Consider the following 14,569-nt stretch of genomic DNA (forward strand, 5'->3'; position numbering starts at 1 on the left):
TGGCAGTAATTGTTACCAAGTGTTGCTGTGCGCTTGAATAAAAACTCGTTATTCAGCTACTTTCAAAATATATAGAGCAATCTCGACACTTTCCCCAAGCATATTTCCAGTGAAAATCAGCAATGCAGATTTTCATCGTCATTTTATTTTTTGCGACATTAAGACCGGAGTCGTATGAAAGACTTTCTGCCATTCTCAAAGCCTGCCATGGGCGAGGCCGAGATCCGTGCCGTCAGCGAGGTGTTGCAATCGGGATGGATCACCACGGGCCCGAAAAATCATGAGCTGGAGCAGCGTTTCTGCGAGACCTTTGGCTGCCAGCATGCGGTCGCGCTTTGCTCCGCGACCGCGGGCATGCATGTCACCCTGATGGCGCTGGGGATTGGCCCGGGTGACGAGGTGATCACCCCCTCCCAGACCTGGGTCTCCACCATCAACATCATCACCCTGCTGGGGGCCACCCCGGTCTTTGTCGATGTGGACAGGGATACTCTGATGGTCAGCGCCGACCAGATAGCGCCGCTCATCACCCCCAACACCCGGGCCATCATCCCGGTCCACTACGCAGGAGCACCGGTCGACCTCGACCCCATCCTCGCCCTGGGTCGCCAGCACGATATTCCAGTCATCGAAGATGCCGCCCATGCAGTCGGCACCCGCTATCGCGCGCGCTGGGTCGGGGAAACCGGCACCGCCATCTTCTCTTTCCACGCCATCAAAAATCTTACCTGTGCCGAGGGAGGAATGCTGGTGACCGATGACCAGGCGCTGGCCGACAAGGCTCGCATGCTGAAATTTCACGGCCTGGGAGTCGATGCCTTCGACCGCATGACGCAGGGACGCAAGCCGCAGGCGGAGGTGATCATGCCGGGCTTCAAATACAACCTGGCCGACATCAACGCCGCCATCGCCCTGGTGCAGCTGGCCCGCCTGCCCGAGCTCAATGCCAAGCGGGTCGAACTGGTGTCTCGCTACCATGAACGTCTGGCCAACCTGCCGCTGGCACCGCTGGCCATCCCCACCTACCCCCATCTGCATGCCTGGCACCTCTTCATGGTGCGGGTCGACCCCGAGTAGTGCGGCCTCGATCGCGATCAGCTGATGCAGGCGCTGCAGGAGCGAGGCATCGGCAGTGGCCTGCATTTTCGCGCCGCCCACACCCAGAAGTACTACCGGGAGCGCTATCCGGATCTTTCGCTACCCAACACAGAGTGGAACTCGTCACGGCTCTGCACCCTGCCCCTCTTCCCCGACATGACGCTCTCCGACGTGGATCGGGTTGTGGCAGCCCTGACCGACATACTGGAGTAACAATACGTGAACCATAACGACATCAAACGGGTCTCAGTCATCATCCCCGTCTACAACGAGGAGGCGAGCCTGCCGGAACTGCTGCAACGGGTGACCGACACCTGCGAGCAGCTGAGCCAGGATTACGAAGTGATCCTGATCGACGACGGCAGCAACGACCGATCCGCCACCATCATCAGCGAAGCCGCCAATCGCGAAGGGAGCAAGCTGGTCGCCGTGCTGCTCAACCGCAACTATGGCCAGCATGCCGCCATCATGGCCGGCTTCGAGACGGCAACAGGGGATCTGGTGATCACCCTGGATGCCGATCTGCAGAACCCGCCGGAAGAGATCCCGCGGCTGGTCGCCACCGCCATGGAAGGGTATGACGTGGTCGGCACCATCCGCCGCAACCGGCAGGATTCATGGTTTCGCAAGACAGCCTCACGCTTTATCAACAAGTCGGTACAGCGGGCCACCGGCGTCCAGATGAGCGACTACGGCTGCATGCTGCGTGCCTATCGCCGCCACATCATCGACGCCATGCTCTGCTGTCAGGAGCGCAGCACCTTCATCCCCATCCTGGCCAACAGCTTTGCCCGCCGCACCACAGAGCTGGAGGTGGGCCACGCCGAGCGGGCCCACGGCGAATCCAAATATGGCCTGATGCACCTTATCAACCTGATGTACGACCTGGTCACCTGCATGACCACGGCCCCGCTGCGCCTGCTCAGCATCGTTGGCAGCCTGGTGGCGGGGATCGGCTTCACCTTCTCGATCCTGCTGCTGCTGCTGCGTCTGTTACTGGGCGCCGACTGGGCAGCAGATGGCGTCTTCACCCTGTTTGCCATTCTCTTCACCTTTGTCGGCGTGCAGCTGATCGGGATGGGGCTGCTGGGTGAGTACATAGGCCGCATGTATACCGATGTGCGCGCCCGTCCCCGCTACTTCATTCACCAAGTCGTTCGCTCCACACCGGATGCTTCGCAACAGGAAACTCAATCATGAACGTTGTTGTCTTTGCCTATCACGATATCGGCTGCACCGGTATCGAGTCCCTGCTTCAGGCCGGTTATCAGATCCAGGCGGTCTTCACCCACGCCGATGATCCGGGCGAGAACCGCTTCTTCGGTTCGGTGGCCCAGCTCTGCGCCGAACATGACCTGCCGGTCTACTCTCCCGAAGACGTGAACCACCCGCTCTGGGTCGAGCGTATCCGCGAACTGGCGCCCGAGGCCATCTTCTCCTTCTACTACCGCAACCTGCTCAAGCAGGAACTCCTCGATATCCCGACCATCGGGGCCTTCAATCTGCATGGATCCCTGCTGCCTGCCTATCGTGGCCGGGCGCCCATCAACTGGTGTCTGGTCAACGGCGAGCGCGAAACCGGCATGACCCTGCACCGGATGACAGCCCGTGCCGATGCCGGCGATATCCTTGCCCAGCAGGCAGTAAGCATTGCCCACGATGACACCGCACTGACCCTGCATGGCAAGATGCGCCAGGCAGCCCACGCCCTGCTGGAAGGGGAGCTGGTCAAACTCAAGCGCGGTGACGCCACCTTCACCCCGCAGGACGAGAGCAAGGCAAGCTACTATGGTCGCCGCACCCCGACCGATGGCGAGCTGCGCTGGGATAAGCCCGCCAGGGATCTCTATAACCTGGTACGTGCCGTTACCCAGCCCTACCCGGGGGCCTTCAGCTTCGCCGGTGATCGCAAGCTGACGGTCTGGCAGGCAAAGCCGCTGGCGATCCAGAGCGACCAGCAGCCGGGCACCATTCTCTCCCACGACCCGCTGCAGGTGGCCTGTGGTGAAGGGGTGCTGGAGATCCTGACAGGCCAGGCCGAAGGAGGGCTCTATGTACGCGGCGCCCAACTTGCCCGCGAGCTGGGGCTGATGGAAGGGATGAAGATCGGCGACAAGGCGAGCAAGGCCATGCGCAAGGCACGGCTGACCCGGGTGTTGATCCTCGGCGTCAACGGCTTTATCGGCAACCACCTCACCGAGCGTCTGCTCAAGGATGGCGGCTACGAGGTCTATGGCCTCGATATTGGCTCCAGCGCAGTGGAACGCTTCATCGGCCACCCCCACTTCCACTTCGTGGAGGGGGACATCAGCATCCACACCGAGTGGATCGAGTACCACATCAAGAAGTGCGACGTGATCCTGCCGCTGGTGGCCATCGCCACCCCCATCGAGTACACCCGCAACCCGCTGCGGGTGTTCGAACTCGACTTTGAAGAGAACCTCAAGATCGTCCGCTACTGCGTCAAGTACCACAAGCGCATCATCTTCCCCTCCACCTCCGAGGTGTACGGGATGTGCGACGACCACAGCTTCGACGAAGATGAATCCCGCCTCATCGTCGGCCCCATCAACAAGCAGCGCTGGATCTACTCGGTCTCCAAGCAGCTGCTGGATAGGGTGATCTGGGCCTACGGCAAAAAAGAGGGGCTCAACTTCACACTGTTCCGTCCCTTCAACTGGATGGGCCCACGCCTCGACAGCCTGGACTCTGCCCGCATCGGCAGTTCCCGCGCCATCACCCAACTGATCCTCAATCTGGTGGACGGCACCCCGATCCAGCTGGTGGATGGCGGCGCCCAGAAACGCTGCTTCACCGATATCGAGGATGGCATTGAAGCCCTGTTCCGCATCGTCGAAAACAGGGGCAATCGCTGCAACGGCCAGATCATCAACATCGGCAACCCGGATAACGAGGCGAGCATTCGCGAGATGGGCGAGGTGCTGCTCGCCAAGTTCGAGGCCCACCCGTTGCGCCACCACTTCCCGCCATTTGCCGGCTTCAATCTGGTGGAGAGCAAGTCCTTCTACGGCGACGGCTATCAGGATGTCTCCCACCGCCGCCCGAGCATCCGTAATGCCCGCAAGCTGATCGACTGGGAACCGACCATCGAGATGGAAGAGACCATCGGCAAGACGCTGGACTTCTTCCTGCAGGGGGCGGTCACGACGGGAGTCGAGCATGACTGAAGTGGGTCTGCGGATCGACGTCGATACCTTCAGGGGAACCCGTGACGGGGTTCCCCGCCTGCTGCAACTGCTCGACAAGCATCAGGTGAAGGGGAGTTTCTTCTTCTCGGTCGGTCCGGACAACATGGGGCGCCACCTGTGGCGCCTGCTAAAACCCCGCTTCCTGCTCAAGATGCTGCGTTCCAACGCCGCATCCCTCTATGGGCTCGATATCCTGCTGGCTGGCACCGCCTGGCCCGGCAAGTCCATCGGCAGAGAGCTGGGTTCCCTGATGCGTGACACCGATAAGGCGCACCATGAGGTGGGGCTGCATGCCTGGGATCACCACGGCTGGCAGGCCAATACCGGTCGCTGGGACGAAGCCGAACTGATCCGCCAGACCCGGCTCGGAGTCGATGCCCTGAGCGAGATCCTGGGGCGCGAAGTGGATTGCTCCGCCGCCGCCGGCTGGCGAGCCGATCCCCTCACCACCCAGGCCAAGGAGCAGTTCGGCTTTCGCTACAACAGTGACTGCCGTGGCTGCGGCCTGTTCCGTCCCATTCTGGAGGATGGTCGGCCCGGCACCCCGCAGATCCCGGTCAACCTGCCCACCTTTGACGAGGTGATTGGCAGCCAGGTGACGGCCGAGCGCTTCAACCACTTCCTGCTGGAGCAGCTGACTGCGGCACCGCAACCGGGCCCCCATGTCTACACCATCCACGCCGAGGTGGAGGGGATCGTCATGGCCGAGCAGTTCGATCTCCTGCTCGATGAAGCCAGGTCGCGCGGCATCCACTTCATCCCCCTTGGCAACCTGCTTCCCCCCGACCCAGCCCTCTTGCCGACCAGCCATCTGCTGCGCGGCTCCCTGCCAGGACGCGAAGGGTGGCTCGGTTGCAAGATGACGCCATGAACCCGCTCGCCAGATTGCAACAGAGAATCTCATGAAGATGACCCGATGGGCCCTGCCCCTTTTCTTCCTCGCCTTTTACCTGCTGCCACTCAACCAGCGGATGCTGTGGAGCCCGGACGAAAACCGTTACGCCGAGATCAGCCGGGAGATGATCACCACGGGTGACTGGGTGGTGCCCCACTTCCTTGGCCTGCGCTACTTCGAGAAATCCATCGCCGGTTACTGGTTCAACAGCCTCAGCCAGCTGCTGTTTGGCGAGAGCAACTTTGCGGTCCGCTTCGCCTCGGCCGCAGCCACCGGCCTGAGCGCCCTGCTGATCTTCTGGTTCGCTCTGCAGCTGTGGCAGTGCCGGCGTACAGCGTGGTTCGCCAGCCTGATCTATCTCTCGACCCTGATCGTCTACGGCATCGGCACCTACAGCGTGCTGGATGCCATGGTCACCCTCTGGCTCAATGCCGCCATGGTGAGCTTCTACCTCATCCGGCAAGAAGGGCCGCCCGGTCGCAGAGTGGCAGGCTATCTGCTGTTCGGCCTCGCCTGCGGCATGGGCTTTCTCACCAAAGGCTTTATCGCACTGGCGGTACCCGTGGTAGCCATCATGCCCTACGCCATCTATCAGCGCCGCCTGCGCGAGCTGGTATGTTTCGGGCCGCTGGCCATCCTTAGCGCGGCTCTGCTGGTCGCCCCCTGGGCCATCGCCGTACACCTGCGCGAGCCGGACTACTGGCACTACTTCTTCTGGATTGAGCACATCCAGCGCTTCGCCTCGGAAGATGCGCAGCACAAGGCGCCATTCTGGTACTACCTGCCGATGGGGCTGCTCGGCACCCTGCCCTGGCTCGGCCTGCTGCCGGGGGCACTGAAGCAAGGATGGCAAGCGCGCAAGAACAGCCCGGAAACCCTCTATCTGTTGGCCTGGGTGGTGTTGCCGCTGCTCTTCTTCAGCATTGCCAAAGGCAAGCTGCTCACCTATATCCTGCCCTGTTTCGCCCCGCTGGCCATGCTGATGGCCACCAGCGCCGTGGACAAAATCAAGGAAGGTAAAGAGCGGGCCTTCAAACTCAACGCCTGGCTGAACGGCCTGTTCGGCCTCATCGGACTGGTAGTGCTGACCGTGCTGGCTTTATCCCGCGACCAAGCCATCTACGGTGAAGAGGATCACGGGGCACTGTCGGTGGCCATGGCCATCTTTATCGGCTGGTCCCTGCTCGGACTCATCCAGTTGCAGGCGGTCAGTCGCCGCTGGGTCCTGAGCGCGCTCTGCCCCATGATACTGGCCATCGGCCTGCCCTGGGCGCTGCCGCAATCACTGATCGACTCAAAGCTGCCAGAGCGTTTCATCGAGACCAATCAGGCCGTGCTGCAGGGTTCAGAGACTCTGCTGGCCAGCGATCCGGGACTGGCATCCGCTCTCGCCCGGAGCACACGGCGCGGCGAGATCATGCTGTTCGACGACAAAGGAGAGCTAGCTTACGGCCTGGGCTATCCGGATGCCAAGGGCCGCTATGTTGCCCGTGCAGAGTTCCCGAGATGGTTGGCACAAGCGCGCGAGAAGGGGCAAGTTGCCCTGCTGATGAAGACCGATCACGACGGAGAGACCAGCCCTCTGCCCCCTGCCGACGAGACCCTCGTCAGCCACCGGCTGACCCTGCTCATCTACCATGGAGTACGCTGATGGATATAGTGCTGCTATTACTGGTGTGCCTGCTGACCAGCAGCGGCCAGATGCTGCAAAAGCAGGCCGTTATCTGCTGGCAGCGTAACCCCTGTAACCACCTGCAAAAGCTGCGTTCCCCCTGGCTTGTTGCCAGCGTGGCAGCACTTGGCAGTGGCATGCTGCTCTGGATTTATCTGTTGCAACGACTGCCGCTGAGCATGGCCTACCCCATGCTCAGCATTAATCTGGTGCTGGTGCTGCTCGGCTCACGCCTCTTTTTCCACGAGCCGGTGAGCAGCCACAACTGGCTGGGGGCTGCCACCATCATCGTCGGCGCCCTGCTGCTGGGAGGCCTGCGATGAAGGGCTATCTCTACGTGTTAGGCAGCATAGTGCTGGTGACGGTGGCGCAGCTCTGCATGAAGTGGGGAGCGATCAGCCTCCCTGCATGGCAGGCCGATCCCGCCGTGATGCTGGCTCACCCCCTGCCACTCCTCACCATCGTCATCGGCATCCTCTGCTACGGGCTATCGCTGCTCTGCTGGCTGGCCGCGCTGCACTCCACACCGCTCAATATCGCCTACCCACTGCTCAGCACCAGTTACGGGCTGGTCTATCTGCTGGCGGTGAGCATGCCGGTCTTTGCCGAACCGCTGGTGGCAAGCAAGGCGGCAGGTGTTGCGCTTATCTTCTTCGGCGCCGTGCTGGTCGGCAGCAAACCGGCGACAGGCAAGCCGGAGCGGCAAGATCCCCCTGCCAATCCCTGAGGCAGCTTTAAACAAAAAGAAGAGGCGGCCCCCTGTGCCGCCTCTTCTCATTTTCCGCCTGACCAGCGCCTGTTACTTCGCGACGTTGCCCGCCACGTTCAGGGCATCCCAAGTGCGGGAGAAGGGCGGCGCGTAGGCAAAGTCCAGCATGCCGAGCTGCTCGGTGGTCACCCCCATGGTGATGGCCACCGCCAGAGCGTCAATGCGGTGTACCGCCCCCTTGCGACCGAGGATCTGGCCGCCCAGCAGCCGCTTGCTGCCCGCCTCGTAGACCAGCTTGACGTGAATGTCGGACTGACCCGGGCAGTAGTTGGTGTGGCACTTGTCCTTGATCACCACGGTGCGATAGTCGATGCCCATCGCCTTGGCTTCCTGCTCGGAGAGGCCGGTACGGCCCGCCTCCAGCCCCAACACCTTGAGCGCCGCAGAACCGAGGGTACCCGGGAACTCCTGCTCGGCCCCGGCCAGGTTCTCACCCACCATACGACCCAGCTTGTTGGCGATGGTGGCGAGCGGCACATAGACCTGCTGCTGCTTCACGCTGTGCCAGACGCTGGCACAGTCACCGGCCGACCAGACATTGGCCAGCGAGCTGCGTCCCTGACGATCCACCTTGATGGCGCCGTTGCCGAGCCGCTCGATACCGGTATCGGCCAGAAACTCGGTGTTGGGCTTGACCCCGGTGCAGACCACCACGATATCGGCCTCGTACTCACCCTGGCTGGTGCGCACGCCGGTCACCCGGCCATCCCCCAGCAGCGCTTCAACTCGCTCACCCAGATGGAGAGAGACCCCCTGCTCGCGCAGTTCGGTTTCGATGTGCTGGGTGATCTCGCCATCAAACGCGTCGGGGATGACCCGATCCGCCAGTTCGATGAGACGCACCTCTTTGCCTTGATGGACCAGCGCCTCGACCACCTCCAGCCCGATAAAGCCGGAGCCGATCACCACGGCGCGGCGATTGTTCTTGTCTTGTACCGCAGCCTTCAGCGCCAGTCCGTCGGCCATCCGGCGCAGACCGAATACCCCTTGCTGCTGCAAACCGGGGATGGGGGGCATCACTTCACGGGCTCCGGTGGCGATCATCAGCCGATCGTAGCGATCGGTGAAGGTGTCGCCGTTGTGCTCCACCTGCAGGGTCTGGGCAGTTGCGTCAACGCTCAATACCCGATGGCCAATCTTGACCTCGATCCCCTTGGCGGCGAACTGCTCGGGGGTGAACTCGGCCATGTAACCGGGCTCCTGAAACTCGTCACCGACGAAGTAGGGCAGGCCGCAGGCACCGAAAGAGATCACCTCGGAGGCCTCATACACCACGATTTCGGCATCGATGGCCAGACGGCGTGCCTTGGCGGCCGCGCTCATACCGGCGGCTTCGCCACCGATGATCAGAATTCTCATAGTTTTTCCTCTCAATGGCGCAGGGAGGGCATGCCCTCCCTGCGGTCTATGACGGGAAAGAGTCGCCCCTTCCCACGTCCAGATCAACCGACAGCAAATCAGACGGTGGACTCTTCGCCGTCCAGACTCACTTCGTGATCGCTGTTGAACACATGCATGTCAGTCTCGCCCATCAGGCGGCTGGTCACCGTCCCTGCGGTGATGGAGCCGGAGACGTTGAGCGCGGTACGACCCATGTCGATCAGCGGCTCGATGGAGATGAGCAGCCCGGCCAGCGCCACCGGGAAGTCCAGCGCAGAGAGCACGATCAGCGCGGCAAAAGTGGCGCCACCACCAATCCCGGCCACCCCGAAGGAGCTGACGGTGATGATGGCGATCAGGGTCATGATAAAGCCGGGATCCATCGGGTTGACCCCGATGGTCGGGGCAATCATCACGGCCAGCATGGCCGGATAGATACCGGCACAGCCGTTCTGGCCGATGGTGGAACCGAAGGAGGCGGCGAAGTTGGCGATCCCCTCTGGAATACCCAGCGACTTGGTCTGGGTCTGCACGTTCATCGGGATGGAGCCCGCACTGGTGCGCGAGGTGAAGGCAAACGCCAGCACCGGAGTGATCTTCTTGAGGAAGCGCAGCGGGTTGATGCCGACCATGCTCACCAGCAGCAGGTGCACGACAAACATGATGGCGATGGCGCCGTAAGAGGCCATCACAAAGCTGAGCAGGTTGAGAATATCTGCATAGTTGGAGCCGGAGACCACCTTGGTCATCAGCGCCAGTACGCCAAACGGGGTCAGGCGCAGCACCAGAGTCACCATTCGCATTACGATGGCATGAGCCACGGCCACGAAGTGGCTGAAGCTGGCGAATATCTCCGGCTTCTTGCGGGCGATGCCGGTAGCGGAGAGGCCGATGAAGATGGAGAAGATCACCACAGCGATGGTGGAGGTCTTGCGCGCCCCGGTCATGTCGAGGAAGGGGTTGGCGGGAATGAACTCCAGCATCATCTTGGCGAACGACATGCTCTCGACGCTGCCGAGGGTGGTCTGCAGCGCGGCGCCACGAGCGCTCTCGGCGGCCCCGGAGGTGAGCCCTTCAGCAGTCAGGCCAAACAGGTTGGACATCAGGATGCCCGCCCCGGCGGCGATGGCGGTGGTGAAGATCAGCACGCCTATGGTCATGGCACTGATCTTGCCCAGCGCGGTGCCGCCATTGAGCTTCAAGATAGCGCTGATGATGGAGACCATGATGAGCGGGATGATGATCATCTGCAGCAGCTTCACATAGCCGCTACCCACGATATCCAGATAGTCGATGGTCTGAACAATGACGGGCGAACCTGCACCGTAAAGCAGTTGCAACGCGGCGCCGAACAGAATACCGAGCCCCAGACCGGCAAATACCCGGCGGGTGAAGCTCACATGTTTTTCCTGTAACCGGTAGAGAAAGAACAGCAAGATGGCGGCGATGGCCAGATTGCCGATAACGCTAAATGTCATGGTATGACTCCCCAAAAAGCGGGCTTGGGCCCGAGAAACAAGAGCAAGCGCCATGCTTGCCCTGGCAACCGTGTCAGACGGTCTGCGCCGTCGTGACAAGAACAAGGGGGTCTATCGCCCCCTTGTCACAGATTCACTGCTTCTGCTGTTTCGCTCGCATGATGTTGATGATTTCGATGTCGGTATCCAGCATCCCCTCTTTGGAGAGACGGCCCAGATTGGCGATTGTCTGGTCCACATCGTCGGAAACGATCCCCTCGCTCTGGGGGACATGCAGGTTGTTGATAGCCATCAGCGAAGACTTAACCGCCGCTGAGGTGGAGGTGGAGACCTTCATGGAGCAGGCGCTGCCCGCGCCGTCGCAGATGATGCCGGAGACATCGCCAATCATGTTGTTGATGCAGTGGCTGATCTGCTGATACTGGCCGCCCAGCAGCCAGGTGATGGCGGCACCGGCCCCCATGGCGGCGGTACTGGCGGCGCAGAGGGCCGACAGCTTGTTCTGATAGGTCTTGATGTAGATGGCCACCAGATGGCTCATCACCAGTGCCCGGGTCAGCTGCTCGTCGCTCGCCTTGAGGAAGCGGGCAGCCGCGACCACCGGCATGGTGGCGGCAATGCCCTGATTGCCGGAACCGGAGTTGGACATGGCGGGCAGCATGGCACCATCCATCCGCGCATCGGAGGCAGCGGAGGAGAGGCGCATCGCCAGGGTCATCAGGTCATCGGAGAGCAGCTTGCGCTCCACCTGCTCGGTGAGGATCTTGCCGATCTTCAGGCCGTAACCCTGCAACCCTTCGTCCGCCAGCGCCTGATTCATGGTGGCGGCCTCGCGGATAAAGTCGATCTCCGCCAGCGGCACTTCCAATGCAAAATCGACGATCTCCCGCAGGGTCATGGCCGGTTTGGCGGATTTGGCTGGCTGGATCTGCACGCCGGGGGCACTGGCCTGCTCCATCAGAACCTCGCCATCCTTCTCCATCAGGATGATGCGAGTGTGGTCGGTACAGATCACCACCCGGGCACTGTGCCCTTCAACTTCGGCCAGCACCTCGGCGTAGAGCACGTCCGGCACATCCTTCACATCCACCTTGATGACCGGCAGCAACGTCTTGGCCGCTTCCACCTGTTCTGGTGTAAGGGTCTTGAGCACCTCCAGCCCGGCATCGGGGTTGCCCCCTGTGATGCCGACCGCAGCGGCCACCGGCAGACCGATCATGCCGGTGCCCGGCACCCCGACGCCCATGCCGTTCTTGAACAGATTGCCACTGACCCAGACGCTGATGCGGGTCGGGGTCTCCCCCAGCAGCTTGCGGCAGTTGGCCGCTGCCAGCGCCACCGACATCGGCTCGGTACAGCCCAGGGCCGGCACCACTTCACGCTTGAGCAGGGTAATAAAGTCGGTCCATTGTGGTTTCATCTGTGCATTCTCATCTTGGTGGCGCAATGCCTGTCATCGCCACAGGCAACAGCATGGCAAAAAAGGGTGACACGGGATCAACATCAAGCAGGAGCGCGTCGCCAAGGCGTCGCGAGAGAGGTGGCCGTCTGATGACTGCCCCATGCAAATCAACTTAATTTGATTCTAATATCAATAAAATCAAATTAAGTTGCGCAACATCGCTTTTTTAGCGCCATTATGCCCGTCTTTTAACAAAGCGCGACAATTTGTGATGCAACGCACAGACGATGGAGTCACCTAGAGATGATAGCGGGCCAGCAGCTGCTGGTAGGCCGGGGTCTGCTTGAACTGTTTCAAGGCGGCCGAGAAGCGCCTCGCCAACTGGTCATGGCCGGGCTTGTGGGTAAATCCGAGAAAGTTGCGGTTATCGTCGGTCAGCAGGCGGCGACCATTGACCACCTGATCCTGCAGCCCCTGGGTACGCAGCAGATAACGACCAACTTGTTCATTGAGCACGACACCATCCAGTCGGCCGGCCATCATCAGATGCAACTGCTTGACCATCTTGCCATCGCCCGTCATGGCGACCCTGATCACCCCTTCATCGGCCAGAAAATCGGGGCTGTAGGCATAGTCGGCCTGAATGCCGATCCGCAACCCCTTGAGGTCGGATAATTGCTCGAATTTCACCGGACGATCCACCGGATAGAAGAGCACTTCGCCACTACGAGAGAGCGGCTCTTCGGGATAGTGGAGCCACTCTTGGCGATCCTTGTTATAGAAGACGTCGAGTACCGCATCCCCCTGCCCGAGGCGGGCCTGTTGCAACACCCGCTTCCATGGCAGCACCTTCACCTCGGTGCGATAGCCGAGCTGCTGCAGCACGGTGCGAGCCAGCTCGAGATCTGCGCCCACCAGCTCCCCCTTGTCGCTGTGCATCACATAGGGGGGCCACAGTTCTGTCAATATGGTCAGGGTCGGCTTGTCATGAGCCATAGCCATGCCACCGACGAGAAGAGATGCCAGCAGCCAGCCGTACAACCCGATCCTTCGCCAACCCTGACACCACATCATGGAGATCCCTCATGGTCCGTATGGATTGAGGATATACAAGGGATGAGCAATAAAAAAGGAGGCCGAAGCCTCCTTGCTATTCACTCTCTGAATGGCACTTACAGTGCTTTCAGGATTGCCTCGACGCTGGCCTTGGCATCGCCAAACAGCATCTGGGTATTTTCCTTGAAGAACAGCGGGTTCTGGACACCGGCGTAGCCAGTGTTCATGGAACGCTTGAAGCCGATGACGTTCTGCGCTTTCCACACTTCCAGCACCGGCATACCGGCGATCGGGCTGCCCGGATCTTCCATCGCAGCCGGGTTGACGGTGTCGTTGGCACCGATCACCAGCACGGTATCGGTATCGGCGAAGTCGTCGTTGATCTCGTCCATTTCCAGCACGATGTCATACGGGACCTTCGCTTCCGCCAGCAGCACGTTCATGTGGCCAGGCAGACGACCGGCAACCGGGTGGATACCGAAGCGCACCTTGACGCCGCGGTCACGCAGCTTCTGGGTGATCTCGGCAACCGGATACTGGGCTTGCGCCACCGCCATACCGTAGCCCGGGGTGATGATGACGGAGCTGGAGTTCTTCAGCAGGTCAGCCACTTCCTCGGCGCTGGTTTCGCGGTATTCGCCCATCTCCTGATCAGCCGTGGAGGCCACGCCGTCGGAGCCGAAGCCACCGGCGATCACGGAGATGAAGGAGCGGTTCATCGCCTTACACATGATGTAGGAGAGGATCGCACCGGAGGAACCCACCAGAGCGCCGGTGACGATCAGCAGGTCGTTGGAGAGCATGAAGCCCGCCGCCGCTGCCGCCCAACCGGAGTAGGAGTTCAGCATGGAGACCACCACCGGCATGTCTGCGCCACCGATGGAGGCAACCAGGTGCCAGCCGAAGGCGAAGGCGATCAGGGTCATCACCAGCAGGGCGAAGGTAGAGCCGCCCGCGTTGACGAAGTAGACCATCAGCGCCAGAGAAGCGACCACTGCCAGCAGGTTCAGCTTGTGGCGGTGCGGCAGCATCAGCGGCTTGGAGGAGATCAGACCACGCAGTTTGCCGAAGGCAACCACGGAACCGGTAAAGGTTACGGCACCGATGAAGACGCCCAGGAAGATCTCGACCAGATGGATGTTCAGCATGGCGCCGGTCAGGTGCTCGACCTGGGCAACGCTGTTGGCCTGCTCGAACGCCGCACGGGCGGCTGCCAGGGTGGCATCCAGGTTGGAACCGACGGAGACGACCACCTCAGCAGGGGCAGAGGGGTGCAGATCGATGAAGCTGTTGAAGCCCACCAGTACTGCCGCCATACCCACGAAGCTGTGCAGCACGGCCACCAGCTCGGGCATCTCGGTCATCTCGACCTTGAGCGCCAGACGCACGCCGATGGCACCGCCAATCACCATGGCCAGGATGATCCAGTGAACACCACTGGTCTCCGGGTTGAATACGGTAGCGAGCAGGGCGATAGCCATACCCGCGATACCGAACAGGTTGCCATGCTTGGCCGTTTCTTGCTTCGACAGTCCCGCGAGACTGAGGATGAAGAGCACGGCGGCAACGATATAGGATGCTGTTACCAGTCCTTGAGACACGTTAAACCC

The 14,569-nt window shown here is 61.3% G+C and carries 11 protein-coding genes and 1 pseudogene; 7 read left to right on the forward strand and 5 right to left on the reverse strand.

Going from position 1 to position 14,569, the window contains the following annotated elements:
• The first annotated feature begins 174 nt into the window (after positions 1-174).
• From arnB to arnF, 7 genes and pseudogenes are all read left to right on the forward strand, one after another.
• Positions 175-1,311: pseudogene (arnB, locus tag G5253_RS09980) on the forward strand (UDP-4-amino-4-deoxy-L-arabinose aminotransferase).
• 6 nt (positions 1,312-1,317) lie between these two features.
• A complete protein-coding gene (arnC, locus tag G5253_RS09985) occupies positions 1,318-2,298 on the forward strand; it encodes an undecaprenyl-phosphate 4-deoxy-4-formamido-L-arabinose transferase (RefSeq protein WP_266135216.1) in 981 nt (326 codons plus the stop codon).
• Positions 2,295-4,286: a bifunctional UDP-4-amino-4-deoxy-L-arabinose formyltransferase/UDP-glucuronic acid oxidase ArnA gene (gene arnA, locus G5253_RS09990; RefSeq protein ID WP_266135217.1), complete on the forward strand. Its 1,992-nt coding sequence runs from the start codon at positions 2,295-2,297 to the stop codon at positions 4,284-4,286. Before arnC ends, arnA begins: the two co-directional genes overlap by 4 nt.
• Entirely contained in the window at positions 4,279-5,178 is a 900-nt protein-coding gene (gene arnD, locus G5253_RS09995; RefSeq protein WP_216952257.1) for a 4-deoxy-4-formamido-L-arabinose-phosphoundecaprenol deformylase, read from the forward strand. The genes arnA and arnD overlap by 8 nt, the downstream gene beginning before the upstream one ends.
• 31 nt (positions 5,179-5,209) lie before the next feature.
• A complete protein-coding gene (gene arnT / locus G5253_RS10000) occupies positions 5,210-6,853 on the forward strand; it encodes a lipid IV(A) 4-amino-4-deoxy-L-arabinosyltransferase (RefSeq protein ID WP_266135218.1) in 1,644 nt (547 codons plus the stop codon).
• Positions 6,853-7,197 carry an EamA family transporter gene (locus G5253_RS10005; protein WP_216952259.1) on the forward strand — a complete coding sequence of 115 codons (345 nt, stop codon included), beginning with the start codon at positions 6,853-6,855 and terminating at the stop codon, positions 7,195-7,197. Before arnT ends, G5253_RS10005 begins: the two co-directional genes overlap by 1 nt.
• Complete coding sequence (gene arnF / locus G5253_RS10010) at positions 7,194-7,601, forward strand: 4-amino-4-deoxy-L-arabinose-phosphoundecaprenol flippase subunit ArnF (RefSeq protein ID WP_216952260.1); 408 nt, start codon at positions 7,194-7,196, stop codon at positions 7,599-7,601. The genes G5253_RS10005 and arnF overlap by 4 nt, the downstream gene beginning before the upstream one ends.
• A 72-nt stretch (positions 7,602-7,673) precedes the next feature.
• On the opposite strand, the gene G5253_RS10015 is transcribed toward arnF, so the two are convergent.
• From G5253_RS10015 to pntB, 5 genes are all read right to left on the reverse strand, one after another.
• A complete protein-coding gene (locus G5253_RS10015) occupies positions 7,674-9,002 on the reverse strand; it encodes a CoA-disulfide reductase (protein ID WP_266135219.1) in 1,329 nt (442 codons plus the stop codon).
• Positions 9,003-9,100: 98 nt separating this feature from the next.
• Positions 9,101-10,501, reverse strand: a complete 1,401-nt coding sequence (locus G5253_RS10020; protein WP_150995580.1) for an L-cystine transporter — start codon at positions 10,499-10,501, stop codon at positions 9,101-9,103.
• Between the two features lie 133 nt (positions 10,502-10,634).
• Positions 10,635-11,921: a serine dehydratase subunit alpha family protein gene (locus tag G5253_RS10025; RefSeq protein ID WP_266135220.1), complete on the reverse strand. Its 1,287-nt coding sequence runs from the start codon at positions 11,919-11,921 to the stop codon at positions 10,635-10,637.
• Positions 11,922-12,200: 279 nt separating this feature from the next.
• Positions 12,201-12,977, reverse strand: coding sequence for a substrate-binding periplasmic protein (locus G5253_RS10030; RefSeq protein WP_323137699.1), 777 nt, complete (start codon positions 12,975-12,977; stop codon positions 12,201-12,203).
• 98 nt (positions 12,978-13,075) lie between these two features.
• Entirely contained in the window at positions 13,076-14,560 is a 1,485-nt protein-coding gene (gene pntB, locus G5253_RS10035) for a Re/Si-specific NAD(P)(+) transhydrogenase subunit beta (RefSeq protein ID WP_005339759.1), read from the reverse strand.
• Positions 14,561-14,569 lie beyond the last annotated feature (9 nt).

It is taken from the genome of Aeromonas sp. 602658 (assembly GCF_049173005.1).
Classification (GTDB): domain Bacteria; phylum Pseudomonadota; class Gammaproteobacteria; order Enterobacterales; family Aeromonadaceae; genus Aeromonas; species Aeromonas veronii_A.

What these genes read in the sequence shown, in the direction of transcription:
- G5253_RS10030 (WP_323137699.1), bottom strand. Translation starts at nt 12,977, where the DNA reads ATGATGTGGTGTCAGGGTTGGCGAAGGATCGGGTTGTACGGCTGGCTG.
- arnA (WP_266135217.1), top strand. Translation starts at nt 2,295, where the DNA reads ATGAACGTTGTTGTCTTTGCCTATCACGATATCGGCTGCACCGGTATC.
- arnD (WP_216952257.1), top strand. Translation starts at nt 4,279, where the DNA reads ATGACTGAAGTGGGTCTGCGGATCGACGTCGATACCTTCAGGGGAACC.
- arnT (WP_266135218.1), top strand. Translation starts at nt 5,210, where the DNA reads ATGAAGATGACCCGATGGGCCCTGCCCCTTTTCTTCCTCGCCTTTTAC.
- G5253_RS10020 (WP_150995580.1), bottom strand. Translation starts at nt 10,501, where the DNA reads ATGACATTTAGCGTTATCGGCAATCTGGCCATCGCCGCCATCTTGCTG.
- G5253_RS10015 (WP_266135219.1), bottom strand. Translation starts at nt 9,002, where the DNA reads ATGAGAATTCTGATCATCGGTGGCGAAGCCGCCGGTATGAGCGCGGCC.
- arnF (WP_216952260.1), top strand. Translation starts at nt 7,194, where the DNA reads ATGAAGGGCTATCTCTACGTGTTAGGCAGCATAGTGCTGGTGACGGTG.
- G5253_RS10025 (WP_266135220.1), bottom strand. Translation starts at nt 11,921, where the DNA reads ATGAAACCACAATGGACCGACTTTATTACCCTGCTCAAGCGTGAAGTG.
- G5253_RS10005 (WP_216952259.1), top strand. Translation starts at nt 6,853, where the DNA reads ATGGATATAGTGCTGCTATTACTGGTGTGCCTGCTGACCAGCAGCGGC.